Annotated in this window: 11 protein-coding genes; 3 read left to right on the forward strand and 8 right to left on the reverse strand. The window is 58.1% G+C overall.

The genetic code is table 11. The annotated features are described in order from the left end of the window. Positions 1–499: 499 nt before the first annotated feature. Positions 500–928 carry a dual specificity protein phosphatase family protein gene (locus ACQK2L_RS25490; RefSeq protein WP_425399868.1) on the reverse strand — a complete coding sequence of 143 codons (429 nt, stop codon included), beginning with the start codon at positions 926–928 and terminating at the stop codon, positions 500–502. A 224-nt stretch (positions 929–1,152) separates the two neighbouring features. On the opposite strand from ACQK2L_RS25490, the gene ACQK2L_RS25495 reads away from it, so the two are divergent. Next, entirely contained in the window at positions 1,153–2,466 is a 1,314-nt protein-coding gene (locus tag ACQK2L_RS25495; RefSeq protein ID WP_425399869.1) for a right-handed parallel beta-helix repeat-containing protein, read from the forward strand. Between the two features lie 24 nt (positions 2,467–2,490). Here the strand turns inward: ACQK2L_RS25495 and ACQK2L_RS25500 are convergent, their stop codons facing one another. The 4 genes from ACQK2L_RS25500 to ACQK2L_RS25515 form a co-directional block, all read right to left on the reverse strand. Next, positions 2,491–6,624, reverse strand: coding sequence for a LamG-like jellyroll fold domain-containing protein (locus ACQK2L_RS25500; protein WP_425399870.1), 4,134 nt, complete (start codon positions 6,622–6,624; stop codon positions 2,491–2,493). Between the two features lie 92 nt (positions 6,625–6,716). Beyond that, on the reverse strand, positions 6,717–7,139 hold the full coding sequence (locus ACQK2L_RS25505; RefSeq protein ID WP_425399871.1) for a hypothetical protein: 423 nt from the start codon (positions 7,137–7,139) through the stop codon (positions 6,717–6,719). A 53-nt stretch (positions 7,140–7,192) separates the two neighbouring features. Next, positions 7,193–8,143 carry a DUF1559 domain-containing protein gene (locus ACQK2L_RS25510; protein ID WP_425399872.1) on the reverse strand — a complete coding sequence of 317 codons (951 nt, stop codon included), beginning with the start codon at positions 8,141–8,143 and terminating at the stop codon, positions 7,193–7,195. Between the two features lie 98 nt (positions 8,144–8,241). Beyond that, on the reverse strand, positions 8,242–9,159 hold the full coding sequence (locus tag ACQK2L_RS25515) for a hypothetical protein (RefSeq protein WP_425399873.1): 918 nt from the start codon (positions 9,157–9,159) through the stop codon (positions 8,242–8,244). 341 nt (positions 9,160–9,500) lie between these two features. Between ACQK2L_RS25515 and ACQK2L_RS25520 the strand changes: the two genes are divergently transcribed. Then, positions 9,501–10,016: a sigma-70 family RNA polymerase sigma factor gene (locus ACQK2L_RS25520; protein WP_425399874.1), complete on the forward strand. Its 516-nt coding sequence runs from the start codon at positions 9,501–9,503 to the stop codon at positions 10,014–10,016. A gap of 52 nt (positions 10,017–10,068) precedes the next feature. After that, the gene (locus tag ACQK2L_RS25525) at positions 10,069–11,730 is read left to right on the forward strand and encodes a LamG-like jellyroll fold domain-containing protein (RefSeq protein ID WP_425399875.1); all 1,662 of its coding nucleotides are present in this window, start codon (positions 10,069–10,071) and stop codon (positions 11,728–11,730) included. Positions 11,731–12,020: 290 nt separating this feature from the next. Here ACQK2L_RS25525 and ACQK2L_RS25530 read toward each other — a convergent pair whose 3' ends face one another. The 3 genes from ACQK2L_RS25530 to ACQK2L_RS25540 form a co-directional block, all read right to left on the reverse strand. After that, positions 12,021–12,944 carry a hypothetical protein gene (locus tag ACQK2L_RS25530; RefSeq protein ID WP_425399876.1) on the reverse strand — a complete coding sequence of 308 codons (924 nt, stop codon included), beginning with the start codon at positions 12,942–12,944 and terminating at the stop codon, positions 12,021–12,023. A 215-nt stretch (positions 12,945–13,159) separates the two neighbouring features. Then, positions 13,160–14,599, reverse strand: coding sequence for a DUF1501 domain-containing protein (locus ACQK2L_RS25535; RefSeq protein WP_425399877.1), 1,440 nt, complete (start codon positions 14,597–14,599; stop codon positions 13,160–13,162). Positions 14,600–14,638: 39 nt separating this feature from the next. Beyond that, positions 14,639–17,758, reverse strand: a complete 3,120-nt coding sequence (locus tag ACQK2L_RS25540; protein ID WP_425399878.1) for a PSD1 and planctomycete cytochrome C domain-containing protein — start codon at positions 17,756–17,758, stop codon at positions 14,639–14,641. Between the last annotated feature and the right edge of the window lie 4 nt (positions 17,759–17,762).

Raw genomic sequence — 17,762 nt, forward strand, 5'->3', positions numbered from 1 at the left:
ACTCCCTTGCGACGATGTGTAAGCTGTGGGTAGACGCTGCTACCGCAACAGCAAGTTCAACTGGGTTGTGCCACAGATCCTGCAGGACCCCGCAAACGGGGCCTTCGTCCAGTGAGAGGAGTTCACGCCGGGACGGCGCTGGACCGCAAGACTCTGTTCCGATGTGTGGTGGGCAGATACTGCAAGCCAAGCAGTGCTCTGCTTGCACATCTCTGGTGGACGGATTTAACCAAGCTATCCAGATCGCGCAAAGAGTAATTCTCAAGTTTTTTGCGAATTCTTCGGATATCAGTGAGAAGTCGAGTTGCGAAAAGCAGAAACCGGCGCTAATTCACCACCCCAGAAGGGGGTTCGAGGGCGCGCAGCGCAGAATGATCCCCCAACATGCGCCAACCCGTCTACCACAAATATTAACAGTCGCAACGTGCGAACCTGAGAGTATCACCTTCGAAGTGCGGAATTATTCCTCTCGCCTGAGTCACCTAGCACGGCTCCGAGGTCATGGTCGGTCGATGGCGTCCAGAGCGGCTCGCACTTCGTTCCAAAAGGCCGGCGATGGGTCCACTCGATGGCTGTCCGCGACCAACTGCATCGCCGCCTCAGGAGTCACGCCCGTGAGGTTGCTTACCGCCATCGCGGCGATGGTTGGCGAACGACTCAGTCCGGCACCGCAATGAACCAGCGTTGGAACATCCGCTGTGAGTAGGTTGGTTAACAACCTCACGGCTTCTTGCAAGAGCCAAGGCGGGTTGCCCGCGCCATCGACCAGTGGCATTCGGCAGTACACCAAGTCGCGCGGCAAAGTTGCTGGCGATTCAGAAGCGGCCAAATCGATCACCGCGAGGATGCCAGCGTTGTGGAGTGCTTCGGCATTCCGACCGTCCGCCACGGAGCCGATCCACAGCTGGTAACCTGCAACCTGGTCCACGATGCATCTTCGCTTTGAAAGGAAGGGACAGTCACCGTACTCGATCGGCAATATAGCAGACGCGTACCAACAACGCTGCCGACCTGATTGGACAGCTCCGCGGTGTGCCATGGTCGAACGAATTAAATGGTATCCGCTTGTCGAGTTCCAGGATTGCTTGACGAGAATCCCCCAAGTAGTGTCAACGATTGCGGCAGAATCATTATTTAACTTATTGGGCTTCTATGATGAGCAGTGTTCGGGATTTCGGGGCCGTGGGCGACGGCAAGACAGACGATACCAGTGCAATCCGCCACGCCATCGCCCAGGGGGAGGGACTCGTTGAGTTCCCGCGCGGCGCTTACCTGATCACCGAGACCATCGAGGTCCCGCTCGATAGCACCGGGTACATGGCGATCGAAGGTTCCGGAGGAACCGCCCAACTGATCATGGCAGGACCGGGACCTGCCATCCGGTTGGTCGGCACTCACCTGCGTGGGTCCGCGGGGCCTGACACAGTCGAGCCACGCGTCTGGACATCGCAGCGGATGCCCACCATCCGCCATATCGAGATCACGGCCACTCATCCGGAGGCAGATGCGATCGAATTAGTGGGGACCTTCCAGGCGACTATCGAAGGCGTGCTGATTCGCGAAGTTCGCTATGGAATTTGCCTTCGCAATCGCAATCGAAACGTTGCTATCCATGATTCGCACATCTACCACAACACGGGGGTCGGCATCTATTTGGACGGGGTAAACCTGCACCAGATCAACATCACCGGTAACCACATCAGCTATAACCGATTGGGTGGGATTCGCATCGAGCGATCGGAGATTCGCAACCTGCAAATCACCGGCAACGACATCGAATACAACAATCATCGAGTCCACGGCACGACTCCGGAACCGACAGCCGAGATCTACATCGACACCAATTCGCCAGGCGCCACAGTTAACGAAGTGACGATCGCATCGAATACCATCCAAGCCACCGTCTCACCCGGCGGAGCGAACCTCCGGATCCTTGAGAGCAGCCAGCAAGACCGCCCACCGGGTCTCTATGCTGTGACCGGGAATATCATTGGCAACCAAGAAGTGAACGTGCACCTGGTAGGCTGCCATGGAGTCGTCCTGTCGGGCAACTGCATCTATTCCTGCGGGCAGCGAAACATCGTTGCCGAGCGAAGTGACCAACTCAACATCACGGCAAACAACTTTCGCCGACACGGCGACGGTCTCTACGCTGGGATTAAGCTCATAGAGTGCCGCGACAGCGTTCTTTCGGCCTGCATCCTCCGCGACGAAACACCTGGCGGCCAGGGCTGGCCGCTGCTGGAGTTGGAGAACTGCGAGAGGATTACCGTTCAGGGCTGCCAATTGCTGGATGGAGCGCCAGTGGCCGTGGATGCCACCGACAGTGGCAACGTGAACATTGTGGGCTGCACCATCGCCAGCACCGGCAAGAAGCCGGCGAGCAACGTCGCCGTGCGGTTCCGCGGCCCCGCCGAGGGCAACCAAGTGACCGCCTGTTCGGTTCAAGGCCGCATTGAGACTTGAGGTGCTCGCCCGATACAATGCGTTCTACGCGCCCGCGTGGCAGAGCCGTGACTTCGCTCTGGAGCGACCGGCGAACACCAAGCCGGACAGGGCTATCAACCCAACCAAGGAAGCCGTGCCGGGTTCGGGTACCGTGTGACTCTTGAGCAACTGGAAGGGAAATCCGCCCAGTGGTTCCAATGCGACGTGGAGTACGAAGGCATCGTCGAGTTCCACTTTGCCGTCGAGATCCATGTCCCCCTTCAGCCAGGTGGTGAGGTCGCCAGCGAATACATCGCCATGGAACCCTGGAAAGTGATTCTTGGAATTCCATCCGGCCACGAATGCAGTGATGTCGTCGGTGTCGACCACGCCGTCGACGTTGACATCGCCGGGCAGGACATTGCCGTCGGTGATCGCGCCTGAACTTATGGTTGCAATCTGCGAGACAATGGCTTCGTTGTCGGTAAACAGGTTGAATCCGGCGTCGCTGTAAAGGTCGGCGTCGCCAATCACGCCGCTGAAGAAGTTGGTTTCTGACCCCGGAGATTCCGCCCCGAACAACAGTGGGCCATCGGTATCGATTGAGTAGTTGTCGATATGCGCGCTTACCGCGGTGCCGTTTACGTAGAGCACGCTGATGAAATCGCCCCCGGTTCCAGTACCGGTGTCGAACGCCGGTGCTCCAGGAGAGCCAACGGCATAGGTATGCTGCATTAGATGGGTCCACTCGTTAAGTACCACATCTTCGGTCGCCTGGATGTCGGTGTCGTTCACATGCCCGGCGGCGTTTTGAGTCCACTTGCCGTCGCCGGTAATTGCGATGCCCGACTGGTTTACACGACTGAAGTAGATACCCTGTCGCCCGCTGTTGCTGGTGGGATAGACCCACATGGCGACGCCAGCATTGGCCGTTGTGAGCGGCGTAAGGAATGGCGCCGTGTTGGTGCCAATGGACTCGTCCACTCCGTCGAACAACGCCCCCCAACTGCCAACGGTTGGCGGCTTGTTTGTGGAGTACGGCGACTGGGTGAGATCGGTATAAGAGGGAGTGCCAGTGACCTCAAGCAGGTCGCTCGATTCGAAGAAATCATCGTACGTCCGGGCAATGGTGCCGCCGTTGAAGACGCCTTCGAACGACTGTTCTTCTATTAGATCGCCGAATTGATAGCTCGCGTCGATGGTGACTGTCGCGAGGCTTGTCGCAGAAAGCGTGATCCAACATGCTGCAAGGCAACTCAGGCTGCGCGAGAGGGCTCCAATGCGGCGGCGACCGAACACCAAAACGCCGCTCAGCAAGACGAGCGCCAAACCGCTCGGCTCCGGTACGGCTTGAAGGGCCGCGGCGGCCGCGGCGGATTCGCCAAAGTGCTGCTTCCACAGGTTGTAGTCGCCCACATCGACCGTGCTGCTGCCATTGCCGTTGCCATTGAGAACTGCTTCGCTGCCACCTAAGTTGTTGCGCCAAACAATATAGTCGGCGAGGTTCACGGTGCCATCATCGTTGAAGTCGCCAGGCAGATCGGACACCAGATCGGTGAACTCGATAAGGCCTCGAACCACTCTGCCGACTCCGAGATCGTGGTAGTTGAAGCTCAGGTCGCCATCCTCCGCGCCTGCCAGGTACGCCGTGCCGATGCTGACAGACTGTCCAACATCGATGGATGAGCTACCGAGCCAGAAGACTTCCGAAATGTCATCTGTCCCGACCACGCCGGAGTGCTGCCAGGTCTCCCCAGGGTCGGCGCCGTCGTCCACCATGTCGAGATCACCCAGGCCCTCCCAGTCGGTGAGAAGTCGATTGCCAGGCGATTGCAGTCGATAGTTGTCGATCTCGATCGCAGCGAGAGTATCATTCCGCAACGAAACATTACCGGTTACGGTATTGACGACCGCTGTAAGCGAACCCAGTTGCAAAAACTGGTCCGGAGTTCTTACTTCTTTGAACACGCGAGTTTCGTCGTAGAAGATCGGACTTCCATCCGGCCCATCGTCGCTGAACACCGACCCTACGAGGAAAGGAAATCCAGGATCGGCCAATTGGTCACTCAAGGTGTAGTCTCCGCTCAGCACCTCATCGCCGTCGACGTACACTTTGACGTCGTCGTTGCCGGAGTTGTCGGGTGCGGCGACCATGGCGATGTGGTGCCACACACCCTGCTGTAGCGACCCGGCCGGAGCAACGAATGCCTGCGTGGGCCCCCTGTCCGGCTCGAAAATATTCAGTTGAATTCGGCCATCTGCGTACGAAGACAGTTCCCAGCCACCGGTTGCGTTACTCCTTTGGTACAAAAACTGGTAGCGATTATTGCCGTTGCTGAGGTCGTCGAACCGAATGAAGCTCTCCACCGTCACTGGCGTGGGGTTCGGGGTTGGATCGAAGCTGGAATTGCTGGCCGCTGCACGACTTCCGGCCGCCGTGGAAACCGTCGACCATTGGTTGGCCATGTACGTTTGCGTGGTGGGGTCGTAAATGGTGCCGGAGGGAACCTCGGTGGAGTACTGCAACTGGTGGAGCAGCTCGTTGTCGCCGTTGGCGGCAAACTCGTCGACCACACCTGTGCCCGAGTCCTCGCCAATCACGACTCCGTCGACGGGCGAGGCATCTGAGTCGCCCATTCGCCACCAAGCGCTTACCAAGTCGGCTTTCGCAGGCGCCGAGAGCAGTGCGATCCCCAAGAGAACGGCCAGCTTGGCTCCTGCAGCCCCAGAGCGTCTCCACAGGCCTGCCAAGCCGAGGGCGCCAGCGATCAGTATGAGCCCGGTAGCGGGCTCGGGAACAGCCGTACCTGCGAGCAGTGTGGCAAAGGCCCCCGGCCCGAACTCATCTGTGTAGGTCTGCTTGAACAGGATGAAGTCCTGGACGTCGTTGTCCAGGTCGCCATCCAGGTCGCCCAGCAGGTGCGCTAGCGCCGGTGAGCTGCTGAGTTGCCCCTCCGTAGGATGATTCATGCGAAACGTTTCCCAATCGGCTGCATCAACCACGCCATTGTGGTCGAGGTCGATCAGCGAAAGCGGCTCACCACCATTGCCCACATAGGTGATATCCAGCTCCTGGAACGTGCCATCGGTCAGCAACAAGGCAAATGCCAGGTCTTCGTTCGACGAGGGAATCCAAACTCCGTCGACGTTGCTCAAGGTGACCATTTGGCCGGGTGCAATCCGACCTCCGTCGCCCAAGAATTCGAACTCCGCCAGGCTGGTATTGTCGCCAGGATCCGAAAGGATGGTCCACTCGTCATCGGAGTCGACGGAGCCATCCCCGTTGGGAGTACTGGCGTCGTAGTTGCCGGCGATCGGCTTCCAGCCAGCACCGTTGAGTGCACCGAAGTCGGACGAAATGGAGTAGCCCAGGAATTCGAGATCGGCATTGGCCGACGCATCGTTGGACAAACTGATCGCACCTGTTGTACGGTCCACGGTGACGACGGGCAGCACGTCAAATGCCGCATCGACGACAATGTTGTCGATGAATGCCGTTTGCGCGCGGCTCGACGTGCCGGAGGCAAAGATGCCAAACTCATCGGCGGAATCCAGCGTATTGCGAAAGGGAACATCATCGATTTCGAGAATGTTGTAAACGAGCACATCGTATGTCTGCGTGGCAAAGCTTCCGACGATGTCGATGTGAACCAAGTCGGCCACGTCGATGGTTGTCGCGGGGAAGGCTCCGCCAATCGCCGTAAGCGTTGCCGTGGACGCACCGTGGTCGGCCGAAATATTGATCTCGAGCGCACGGTTGGCGGTTGTCGTGATATTGCCGCTGGACAACCCAACACGTGTGGCGGTTTGCGTGTTGCTGACGGTGGTGTCGACCGGTTCGTAGTAGTCGAACGAGAGAGTGAACGCGCCAGTGACTGGGGAAGCGAGACTTCCCGAAAGACGCGGAACTCCGCTGCTATCGCTGTACCGGAGATACTGACTGCCGGTGAACTCGTTCGTACCGCTAGAGTTATGAAGCACTGGAATCAGGTCGTTCACCACCGTAAACGAACCGCCACCTGTCACAGCGATATCAAAGGCGCTGTTGGCAGGGTCGACCTGCTGGTCGAGCGTCACTCCTTCGAAGTCCTCGGAGAACACAACAACTGCCTGCACGTTGGTGGTGACCACACACAACATTGCCAGGGCTGCTGGAACAATGAAACTCCAAGTGGGCTTAAACTTTAGCTGTAGCATCCTAAAAGGCTCCAAGTTTGTGAGAAACTTCGATGTGACTGCGGTGGATGTCTTCAAGAACTGCGACCGCATGCAGGCAAACATCACGGCCGTCAGTTGGTGTCGGTTGTCAGTTCGATGTTGAATACGTTGTCAACACCGGGCTTCACCTCAAACGCCAAGCCAGAGGACTCAGCGCCGGAGTAGTGGGATGGGATTTGAAGAGGCTTGAACGACTTGGCCTCCTCCTCGTTGGCGGGCGCACCTCCCAACACGGCAACTTGGTGGAGTCCGATCGAGGCGCCATCGTTGCTGCCATACGTCCTGAGTGAATAGGTGCCGTCGGGGCCGATCTCGCCAATTGCGCCACGACCACTCTTCGGCTGGAACATCACTCCACCACCCGTGAGCGGCTTACCATCCAAGGTAACGGTGCCGGTCACCGGAGCCGTTTCCTGTTGGTAACTGGGTTTGCAGCCGTGCAACATGCAGCACGACGCCCCTAGCAGGACGACCAGTAGGATGCGTTGCGGCAAGGATTTACCTCTTAATAATGGAGTGTGCCGTGAGCGTGGTGTGGTTGGTGCTGCTAGTCGTCAAAGGAGAACACTTCTTGGTGGGCGCGAGTCGAGGCAGCTTTCAGCACCGCGAGTTCCACGTTCTCCGAGACAAACCTCGAGGAGCCGTCGGCCAGTGCGAAGTTGGCACCGCCTGGGTGCAAGCTGCCGAAGCCGACATCGTTGGCGGGCGATCCAGAGACACCGCGTTTGAAGGCTTGCGTATTCAAGGGGCGGCGCATGTTACGACCGCCGTACGTGATCCATTCGTAGTTGTGGTTACTCGCCGTGGAAAGCGATCCGACCACCCAGGTGCGATTGCCGCCGGAATCCCATGACAGTTCCCCCACCAGGAAGGTGTTGGACGCTCCATCAACAATCTGGCGAAAGCTCACATCTTGTACCGGTGGTATCAGGATTCCAGAGACGGCATAGCCGCCAGCGTTTCCCTCACAGACGACATCGTTCCTGCCGTAAATCGCTCCACGAGGTGGAGGGCAGTCGTCCTTGGCGCCAAGAACGGCCAGGTAGTGCGACCTCCAGTTCAATTCGTCGATCTGGTGAATGGCCACGTTGAGCGATTCATTGCGTGCGTTGATCCAAGTCGCCTCGTCCTTCTGCTGCGAAGGACATCGAGTCGTGGGGACAGAACTCTCCCAGGCCGGCCGATTGCCTGAATGAAAGATCGAATCCAGGGTCTGGTCGAAACTGTCGTACAAGGCTTGCTGCTCGATGAAAGGTAGGATCTGAAACGCATAGCTAGCCCCGATCTCCGTGCTGGCTTTCGGGAAGTGCTTGTACGTGTCGACGTGCATCTGACAGCCGAGGCCAACTTGCTTCAGATTGTTGAGGCACTGTGCACGGCGCGCTGCCTCCCGCGCGGCCTGCACGGCTGGCAACAGCAGTGCCACGAGGATACCGATGACGGCGATCACCACCAGCAACTCCACCAGCGTAAACGCGGAACGACCCAGTCTTCTCATTCCCATGATCCTTGAATTCGATGCCACCTCTCCAAACACGGTAGCTAGACGGGGCCCGCCGAAGCGGGCCCCGTGCGCTGCCCTAGCAACTACATCGATTACATCTTTCTGCGTCGCAAGCCTGCCAATGCCAGAGCTCCCAGCACGGCGATGCCAACGGAAGTCGGCTCCGGAACGGCTTGCAAGAACTCGCTGGGGCTCAATGCATGGCTGAAATAGCGAGTTTCGTCGTAGAGAATGGGCACCGCTCCACTGCCTTCGGTGCTAAACACCGAACCGATCAAAATCGGAAAACCTGAAGCGGGCATCTCGTCGTCGTTAGTGTAATTTGCACTTATCGCAGCTTGGCCATCGACATACACGAAGATGTCGTCATCCCCGCTGGCGTCAGGAGCCATTACTAGCCCAATATGATGCCACGTGCCTGCTTCGAGGAAACCTGCTGCAGAAGTGAAAGTTGTGTAAGGGCCATCCCCACCGCCATCTTCTTCTTTGATCTGTATCTGAATCGAGCCATCAGCAAAGGACTGCACACGGAAGCCGCCACTCGAGTTGCTCAGGCCGTAGAGAAAGTCCACGCCACTGACGCCATCTTCAAGTTCAGTGAACTTCACAAACGTTTCTAAGGTCGCCGCTGGAGGATGAGGAGTTGTGTTATTTCCTTGTGGACGTGCACCTGGCGACCCGGAGTAAGCGCTCCAAGTATTGTCAGAATAGGTATCCGTTAGTGGATCGTAGATTGCCGAACCTGGTACGTCGTCGGAGTAACGGTAGTCGACGGTATCGGCTGCACGGAAAAGGTCATTGTCCCCTCCATACTCATCAACGATTCCCGATCCAGCACCAAAGAAGGTCCCACCCCCGAGGTCATTTCCAGTAACATTGTCGACGACGGGAGCTGTATCCGAGTCACCCATCCGCCACCAAGCGATGTTGGCAGCTTGAGCTGTAGCGCTGCACAGCGCGAACGCAGCAAGAAACGCGGGAGTAGCAATCAACAGAGTCAATTTCTTCACGAGACTTCCCTCCAAAGTTGAAAAACGGCGGATTCGCAACGGCGTCCGGCCCACACCGAACAAGAAAAGAAAATGGACAATACCGTCAGAATTTCTCCGGAAGGTAATAGCGGCACCGGGAATTCTCTTAACACGTGGCCGGAGATTATTTCGAGAAATCTCGCTCCACAAGCAACTCGCTGCGCTAGAACTCAAGCTCCGCCAGTGAGCGACTGGCGGAGTTCTCACAGCGCACGCACCTAGGCGCTCGGGAAGCCGCACGTCGAGCGCGGTTAAGATTTTTGGAGTTACTGCTATTTAATTACCGAGGCTCTCAACCAACACCACGAAAAGGAGCGTCTGTGGGACCATCTGAGGACTACGTCCAGGCAATGATCGGCATGCAATCGCGGCTGCACGCCTTCCTTCTAACTCTGCTGGCTGACTCGCAGGCGGCGGACGACGTATTGCAGGAGACCAATCTGATTCTCTGCCGCAAGTCCGACGACTTTGCCGAAGGCACCGACTTTCAAGCCTGGGCATTCCAGATTGCCCGGTACCAGTGCATGGCTTATTGGCAGTTGCGGCAGCGCGATCGACTGGTGTTTGACCAAGAGACCCTGGAAAGCTTCGCGCTGGAAGTCGAGAAGAAGCTCGCCGATACCGACCGTCGCGCCATTGAGCTGCGGAAGTGCTTGGAAACCCTACCCGAAAACCAGCGGGTGCTGATCGAGAAGCGTTACAGTGGAAAGAAGTTTGCCGTCAAGGCGATTGCGGAGGCCCTGGGGCGAACCGAGCTATCGGTGTCGCAGACACTCCATCGCGTGCGGGGCAAGTTACTACAGTGCGTAGAGGCACGCATTGCATCGAGTGCGTGAAAAGGCGGCATCGAATTTGTACCGCTACAATATTTCGACTGCAAAGAGAACCATGAGCGATATCCAACACACCGACATTCGACTACTCGCCCAGGCTGTAGTGGAAGGGCAGCTCGAGTCAGACCAGTTCGGTCCGCTAATGCAACGCCTGAGTTCCTCGGAGGAAGATCGCGAATCGTATATCGAGTACATTCAACTCCATACATTGCTCGACAAAGAGCTTCGCGACAAGCAGGGCACCCCGCCTGTTCTGCCAACCTGCCCCACGACGACTCCCGCAGCGGTAGCCGCGGCGCACTCGAAAGGGCCCAGTGGCTATTCGCGTCGTTTGCTGGCTGCCGCGATGACAGTGGCTTGTGCAATCGCCATTGGGTTGTATCTCAAACGCGATGTAGACGCTCCCCCCACGGCTGAAGAGGTTGCCCCCCCTCCGGTGGCCTACCTCGCCTCCTCGAATGGCTGTGAATGGGCGGGCATGCAGCGTTCGGTGGCCAATCACATGCGGATTGTGGAACAAGGCCAAGAGCTGGTGTTGTTGGAAGGAATTGCAGAGTTTCGTCTGGCCAGTGGTGTATCGCTAAGCGTCGAGGGCCCAGCTACCCTAGTGCTCAATTCACCCACCGATCTACATCTCGAATACGGTCATCTCACCTTCCTGGTGCCTTGGGTAGTCACCGACTTCAAGGTTCAAGCAGCCGGATTGGTCGTCTCCGCATGTGATGCTGAGTGTGGAGTCAATGTCTCGTCCGAAGAGATATCGGTGCATTGCTTCTCAGGATCCGCAACAGTTCTGCCAGACGGCAAAGAGGGGACGGAGGTGATTGAAGTCGCCGCCTCACGCTCTATCTACATCGCTAGTACACCGGAGCAGCCTGACCTGCCGCAACTTAACTGGGGCAAAGCGGACAATGCTCAGTTTGCCACACGGTTGCTCATGGCGGACAGGCTGCCCGTCTCGCCAAAGTACATCGAAGAAGTGCTGGATGACCAGCCCGTCGGCTACTGGCGATTCGAGTCGCAACGTGACGACACCATTCAGAACGAAGTAGCTGACGGCGTGAGTTTGGCCGTTCGCGGCCAACTCCGTCTGTCTGACCATGAGCAGAACCGTGTCGCAGAATTTGGCCGGCCAGGCTCCAACTGCCATTTACTATCCAATGGTCGACTCATTGAACACGGCTTCGACGAATACACGGTGGAGTTCTGGGCAAAGCCGAGTCATGTTCACCATGGCGGCATGGTGTCTCTGGTTCGAAGTCTTGATCCAGAGAGCGATGCGTTACATGGATTCCATGTCTGTTTGAATGCCGGCAAGATGGCAAACGTGTTGAGCCGCGAACATCCCTATCGATTGCGATACCTGCACCGCAATCCACCATCCAGCAAATACAGGACGGGTACTAGCATCTATTCCCGTGAGCCCTATTCCCTTCGACGATGGTTGCATGTCGTGGCTGCCAAGAAAGGGCCCTATATGCGGCTATACGTTAACAAGCAAGTCGTCGCCGTGGGTCGCGACAACACGAAACTGGCAGACGATCTCTACCTGCTTGTCGGCCGAACCGCGCACAACACGACCGCGGCCACCTTTGTTGGCCAACTCGACGAGTTGGCGATCTACGGCCGCACGCTCGAAACGGAAGAAGTGGCATCGCACTACGAGGCAATGTGGAGCGAGGTAGAAAACCACGCCGCACAGGCCAACGACATCTAAAGTGCCGCCCTGCCCCAGCCAAGTGGCAGAGCTAAGTCCTATCTGAGCTTCCGGCTCGTAGACGCGTCCCTGGTGCCGGAACGGAGAACGCTGGGCGTGCTAGCCCAAGCGCAACAGGTTCGGGGGTGATAGAATTTGCACCTCCGACATCTGCGTTCAACAATCCCCACCGCGGCTGTGTTCTCTCAAGACAGCACAAGAAGGCCCGCCGGAATGGTCCGGCGGGCTTTGTGGTGAGTTGCTTCGGCGCCAGTGCCGAGCGATGCTATGGGCCACCTGGTGCGAACAGGTTACCGTGGCCGATGGCGTGACCGCACTGACAAGAATCCAGTGCCGACGACCGCTAGTGCCATGATCAGTCCAGTGGCGGGTTCGGGTACGGCGGCTGCTTCCCGGAGCGTGGTGGCCACGATGATGTTGTCGAGCATGATCGTGTCGCCCAAGCCGGGTTCGTTGTTCATACGGAAGTGCAGCACACTCATCGTGTCGCCCGCTCCGCCTGGCAGAAACTCCAGTGACTGTTGCGCGACTGGGACTGCGAACGTATCGACCCAGAGCGAGAGCTGGTCGTAATTGGACGTGCTTCCGCTCTTGGAGAGCTTCAGTACAACGCGCTGGACTGCGCTGGGATCAAGTTCTGTGGTGGAGGACTCGGTGGCTTCCTCGGTTCGGAGGAAGTAGCTACCGGGACCTGGTGTCGCGTCGCGCCCAAGGCCCCAGCCCATGCCCTCTCGGAAGGTGTTGGCACGATCGTTGTTGGCGTAGAAGTGAAAGAAGGAGTCGCCCCAGTTGTCGTCGGTCTTCACGTCCATTCCGATATAGAAGTCGCCTGTTTGAGCTGGAAAACGGCGAGTGGCCATATTTGTGGCGTCACGACCACCTTCGAGAATCATCGACTGCCCGTCGATGCCGCTTGCACTGTCGGTGACCGTACGCTGCACAAGCGCCCTGGCGCCACGCGTGAGGCTGCCATCGTTGTTGGGGTCGTTGGAGGAGTCCCAACCACCATCAGAGTTGTCCCACCCGGTTCCGCCGGGAACCGTTTCGGGGGTCTCGCTCCCAGTGGTTCCATCGAACGTGCCCCCGGTGAGAATTACTCCCGGTGTGTAGGACGCGAAGTCCTCCGAGGCGATAACAGCCGCATTCGTTGGAGAACTACTCAGCACTGCGGCATAGATGAGTGCGAACAGGGTGGAATAGGTGATAGATTTCATTAGTCATTCCTCTCGGTGGTGATAAGAGCGATACCAATACGACAACGAGCTACAGACAAGGCCTCCCCCTTTTGTTTATTTCCCTTCCGCATGACGTTCTTGTATGCGAAACCTGAGGAATTTGACAAAAACAGAAAGTTGTCCGTGACCAGGCGGATGGGCGCATGCAGCCCCAGCGGCGAGCGCTGCCTGAAAAGCTCACCGGAACCAAAGTATCAGCCGGCCAGCACCTCCTGAATGACGTCGCCGCCGAAAACGGTGGCAATCTCGTCACGGCCGTGATGGTTGTACGAAAGGGCGTGCTGTTCGATGCCTAGCAGGTGGAGCAGCGTAGCATGCAGGTCGCTGGGACGCAGGGCTCGTTCGACGGGGGCGTACCCAACATCGTCGGTCCGGCCGATGGTCGTTCCGCCGCGAACGCCCCCGCCCGCCAGCCAGTAGCAGAATGCGGTAGGCGAGTGATCGCGTCCCTTCGACTTCGATTCCATGGTCGGCGTGCGTCCAAACTCGGCGCCCCAGACCACCAGCGTTTCATCCAACAGCCCGCGGCGTTTCAGATCGATGAGCAACCCGGCAATCGGTTTGTCGGTAGCGAGCGCCTGACCGCGATGGTTCTCCAGCAAGCGGTTATGAGCATCCCAACCGCCATAACGCACCTGCACGAATCGAACACCTGCTTCCACAAGCCGCCGGGCGACCAGGCAATGCTTCCCCATCGAAGCGGTTGCCTTGTCGTCGGTGCCGTAGAGTTCACGCGTCTGCTGAGTTTCGTCCTTGATGTCGAATAGCCCAGGGGCCGATGCCTGCATGCGAAAGGCCAGCTCGTACGACTGGATGCGGGCTTCTAGTTCTGCTTGCTCGCCACCCAACGCGGCATGCTTCTGGTTGAGTTCGGCCAGCAAATCAAGTTGCCGGCGCCGCGATGCGCTTTGGTAGGGCTCGGGCATGCGAATGTTGCGAATGCCGCGGCTCACATCGACAACGGTTCCCTGATACTTGGGCGGTAGGAACCCCGTGTCCCAGCCTGCGCTTTGTGGCGACTGGTTGGGCTCGCTGTTGGCGTTCATCACTACAAACCAGGGGAGGTTGTCGTTTTCGCTCCCCAGTCCATAAGTGAACCAGGCGCCGAGACTCGGGCGATCGCCGATGGCGGTACCGGTGAGCATCAGCACTTCACCTGGTCCGTGAACGGGATTGCGGTGATTCAGCGACCGAATCAGGCACAAGTCGTCAACCTGCTTCGCCGTGTGCGGAAAGAGCTCCGACACGGCCATGCCACATTCGCCATGCTGCTGGAACCGAAATGGCGAGGCCATGAGGTGCTGTAGTCCTGAGCCCCGTGACAGGCGGGGAACATTGCGGGCGATGCTCTCGGGAACACTGCCTCCATCCAGTTGGTTGAGCAACGGCTTGGGATCAAACGTGTCAATCTGGCTGGGCCCACCGGCCATAAAGAGGTAGATAATCCGCTTGGCCTTCGCGGCAAACTGGGGAAGCATTGGCAGATGCGGAACCGGTTCCCCCGCCAGCGTTCGGCCTTCGCGATTCAACAATCCCGACAGCGCAACCGCCCCGAAACCGATACCCGACTTCAATACGTCGCGCCGGCTGTACATACCGATGGGGAAACCTGACCGGTGTGGTTGCATATTCATTCAGACTTCTATGGCAAGTAGATTTGGCTGGGACAGCCTTCAGGGAATGTAGAGGAACTCGTTCAGGTTCACCACCGCGTGGCACAAAAACAGCAATGAGTTCGCGCTGTCCTCATCTGCGATGGAATCCATGAAGCGGATTAGCGTCTCTCGCTCGTCGTCGCTAGGTCTCCGAGATAGCGCCAGTTGAAATGCTCGATCGATCTGCTGCTGAGGGTCGCTGCCAGCTTCCTCTCCAACGCGCTGGGCCAACGACTTCACGTAACCGAGTACGAGTTTGTCATTCAACAGGTAAAGCGGTTGCAGAGCCACGGTGGAAGTGCGCCTCACACCGCAACAGGTAAGCGCATTGGGGCCATCGAATTGGTTTTGCACTGTCGGCAATGTTCCCCGTTTTTGCTCGAGGTAGATGGTTCGTCGCAGCGACTTGCCACGCACCTTCATGCTGGCGCTGGGACCGTAGAGCGTTCGGTCGAGTACTCCTGATACAGCCAGTATTGAGTCTCGAATCGACTCCGCCTGCAAGCGACGCCTCGACCAACGCCAATACCGAGTGTTCTCTGGATCGATCGAGTTGTGTGGTTCCTGCAAGGTCGACGCAAGCTGGTAAGTCCTCGACTTGAGAATCAATCGGTGTATGTGATTGGTATCCCATCCACTCTCAACAAGCTCCGACGCAAGCCAGTCGAGAAGCAGCGGATGGCTGGGGGCGGAGCCCTGGGTGCCGAAGTCGTCAACAGTCGAAACGATGCCGCGGCCGAAGTGCCACGCCCAGATTCGGTTTACCCAGACGCGGGCGGTGAGTGGGTTCGACTCGCCAACCATCCAATTTGCCAGGGTCGTGCGGGGAGTCTCTGAAATCTCGTCGAGGTTCGCTTCGCCGCCGAACACTTCCGGCCACCCAATGTCGACTTGTGGGCCTGGAGAGTTTATGTCGCCACGGATAAGCAATACCGGCGTTGCCCTTTGAAGCTTGTGGAGCGAGTAGCTCAGAGGCGAAGTGCGATCGAGATAGGGCACGCCAATGGTGGCGCTGGCGGTGACTGGTGAATAGAACGACCACGCGCGGTCGTATCCGGCGACGAGCTTCTGCACTTCGTCGAAATGCTCTCGGTCTTCAGGCGGTATCGACTTAATGGCCTTGGCGATCGACGTCACGGCCGTAGGCAGCCCTTGCCTCCGTCGCGAGGCCTCCATACGCGACATACTCTCGGCAATCATTTGGTACTGATCGGAGATTCCATCGAGCACCTCTTGCTGAGCGCCGTTCTGCTCGTCGGCGGCGGCTCCAGGGAGCAGGATCTCCACTGGCTGGCCTTTAACGAAATAGCCCATAAACCGGTAGTAGTCTCTCGCCGTGACGGGATCGAACTTGTGGTTGTGGCACTGGGCGCATTGCAGCGTGAGCCCCAGAAACGTGGTGGCCGTGTTATTGGTAATGTCGACGAGAATGTCGTTCCGCTGAATCTTCTCGTCGCGTTCGTTGCTGCTGTACCTGGCCGACGCCAGAAAGCCAGTTGCGATGAGGCGCTCGTCGGTGGATGGTTTCAACTCATCTCCGGCAACCTGCTCGCGCACGAATTCGTCGTACGGCTTGTTGTTCAGGAGACTGCGGATCACGTAGTCGCGATACCGCCACGCATGGGGACGCTTCTGGTTGTGTTGGTAGCCATCGCTCTCTCCCCACCGCGCCAGGTCGAGCCAATGCCGCGCCCAATGTTCCGCGTAGGCTGGAGACCCCAACAACCGATCGATGAGCCGGTCTACGGCCTCGGGTGACTGGTCTGAAAGAAACTCCTCCACTTCCTCGGGCGAGGGAGGCAAGCCGGTGAGATCGAGCGTCATGCGGCGAATAAGCGTCTGCCTGTCTGCCAATGTAGTTTCGGCAATCCCCGCTTCCTTCAGTCGAGATAGGATGAACGGGTCGACGCCAGTCTGCACTTCTGCCTGGTTGGGCACGCTTGGCAGCTTGGGACGCTCGATTGGCTGGAAGGCCCAGTGATCCGACTCGAGAGCCTCACTCGGTAGTTTTTGCTTGTCCCAAGCGGCGCCCTGATCGATCCAATCTCGGAGCACCTCTATTTCGTCGTCTGGCAATGGATCGCTATCGGGTGGCATCCGCAACTCTTCGTCAGGAGTAACTAGCACCTGCAGAAGCGGACTCTGGTTGCTGTTGCCCGGTACGATCAACGGCTTGCCCTGCGAATGGCCAAGCAGTTCCTCATAAACATCCAGTCGCTGCCCTGATAGTGCATCCTGCCCCTGGTGGCAGTCGAAGCAGTTGTTTTGCAGGATCGGCAGCACCTGCCGTCCAAAATCAACCCGACTGGCCGCTTCACCTGGCCTTGCTCGCGAGGTGATCTCAGATTGGGAGAACTCTTTGTCCGGCAGCACGTCGCTCCACGTCTCCCCTAGCACCAATTCGTCAACGGTGATGAAGTCCTGCGGTTCGGTCCGCCGGCCGATACTGAACCCCACCCAGCGGACCGAGTTTATCGACCTGCCCTCTGAGGATGCATCGGGCTCGGGAAGCGACGCCGACTTGTCCGGATCGATCCACAGCTCCATGCGGTCGAATGGAGCCAGCGGGTGATCGCTCGATTTAGAAAGCTTCGCTACGACCAGGTACGTTTCGTCGCCGATGAACTCCCGTTCGCTATACGAAGGGTTGTTTCGTTTCATGCGGATCATGAAGCGATTGCCAGGAGTAGCACGGTCGCTGGACGGATCCGGGATACGAACACCGATACTCGGTGCGTTGGGTGTATGGCCAGCTCCATCGGCACTATCGATGTCGTCGAGCCACAGGACGAAGAACTCGCCGTCACCCTGCGATGCAACATCGTCGATGGTTTTGGCGTCGTAACGCAAGACGAACCGCACAAACAGTGTGTTGCCGGTGAACGGCGTTGCCAATTCGCGGCGCAACGGAACCGCATTGCGCTGGCTTCCGTGAAATGCGGCGACTCGTCCTGCTGCCAGCGGCTGTTCGTTGTGCATCACGTAAGTGTGATGACTATCGCACACGTAACACAAGTTGTCGGAGACGCTCAACCAGCCGCGTTTGCTCGACCAGCCAACTCCGCCGTGCGCACCGCCAAAAGTGCCATAGGAGTAGTCGAAGGAATCGCTAGCTACGACTTCTGCTCGTAATGGCAAGGTA

Source organism: Aeoliella sp., from assembly GCF_965227375.1.
GTDB lineage: Bacteria > Planctomycetota > Planctomycetia > Pirellulales > Lacipirellulaceae > Aeoliella.

What these genes read in the sequence shown, in the direction of transcription:
- ACQK2L_RS25495 (WP_425399869.1), top strand. Translation starts at nt 1,153, where the DNA reads ATGATGAGCAGTGTTCGGGATTTCGGGGCCGTGGGCGACGGCAAGACA.
- ACQK2L_RS25500 (WP_425399870.1), bottom strand. Translation starts at nt 6,624, where the DNA reads ATGCTACAGCTAAAGTTTAAGCCCACTTGGAGTTTCATTGTTCCAGCA.
- ACQK2L_RS25510 (WP_425399872.1), bottom strand. Translation starts at nt 8,143, where the DNA reads ATGAGAAGACTGGGTCGTTCCGCGTTTACGCTGGTGGAGTTGCTGGTG.
- ACQK2L_RS25525 (WP_425399875.1), top strand. Translation starts at nt 10,069, where the DNA reads ATGAGCGATATCCAACACACCGACATTCGACTACTCGCCCAGGCTGTA.
- ACQK2L_RS25530 (WP_425399876.1), bottom strand. Translation starts at nt 12,944, where the DNA reads ATGAAATCTATCACCTATTCCACCCTGTTCGCACTCATCTATGCCGCA.
- ACQK2L_RS25535 (WP_425399877.1), bottom strand. Translation starts at nt 14,599, where the DNA reads ATGAATATGCAACCACACCGGTCAGGTTTCCCCATCGGTATGTACAGC.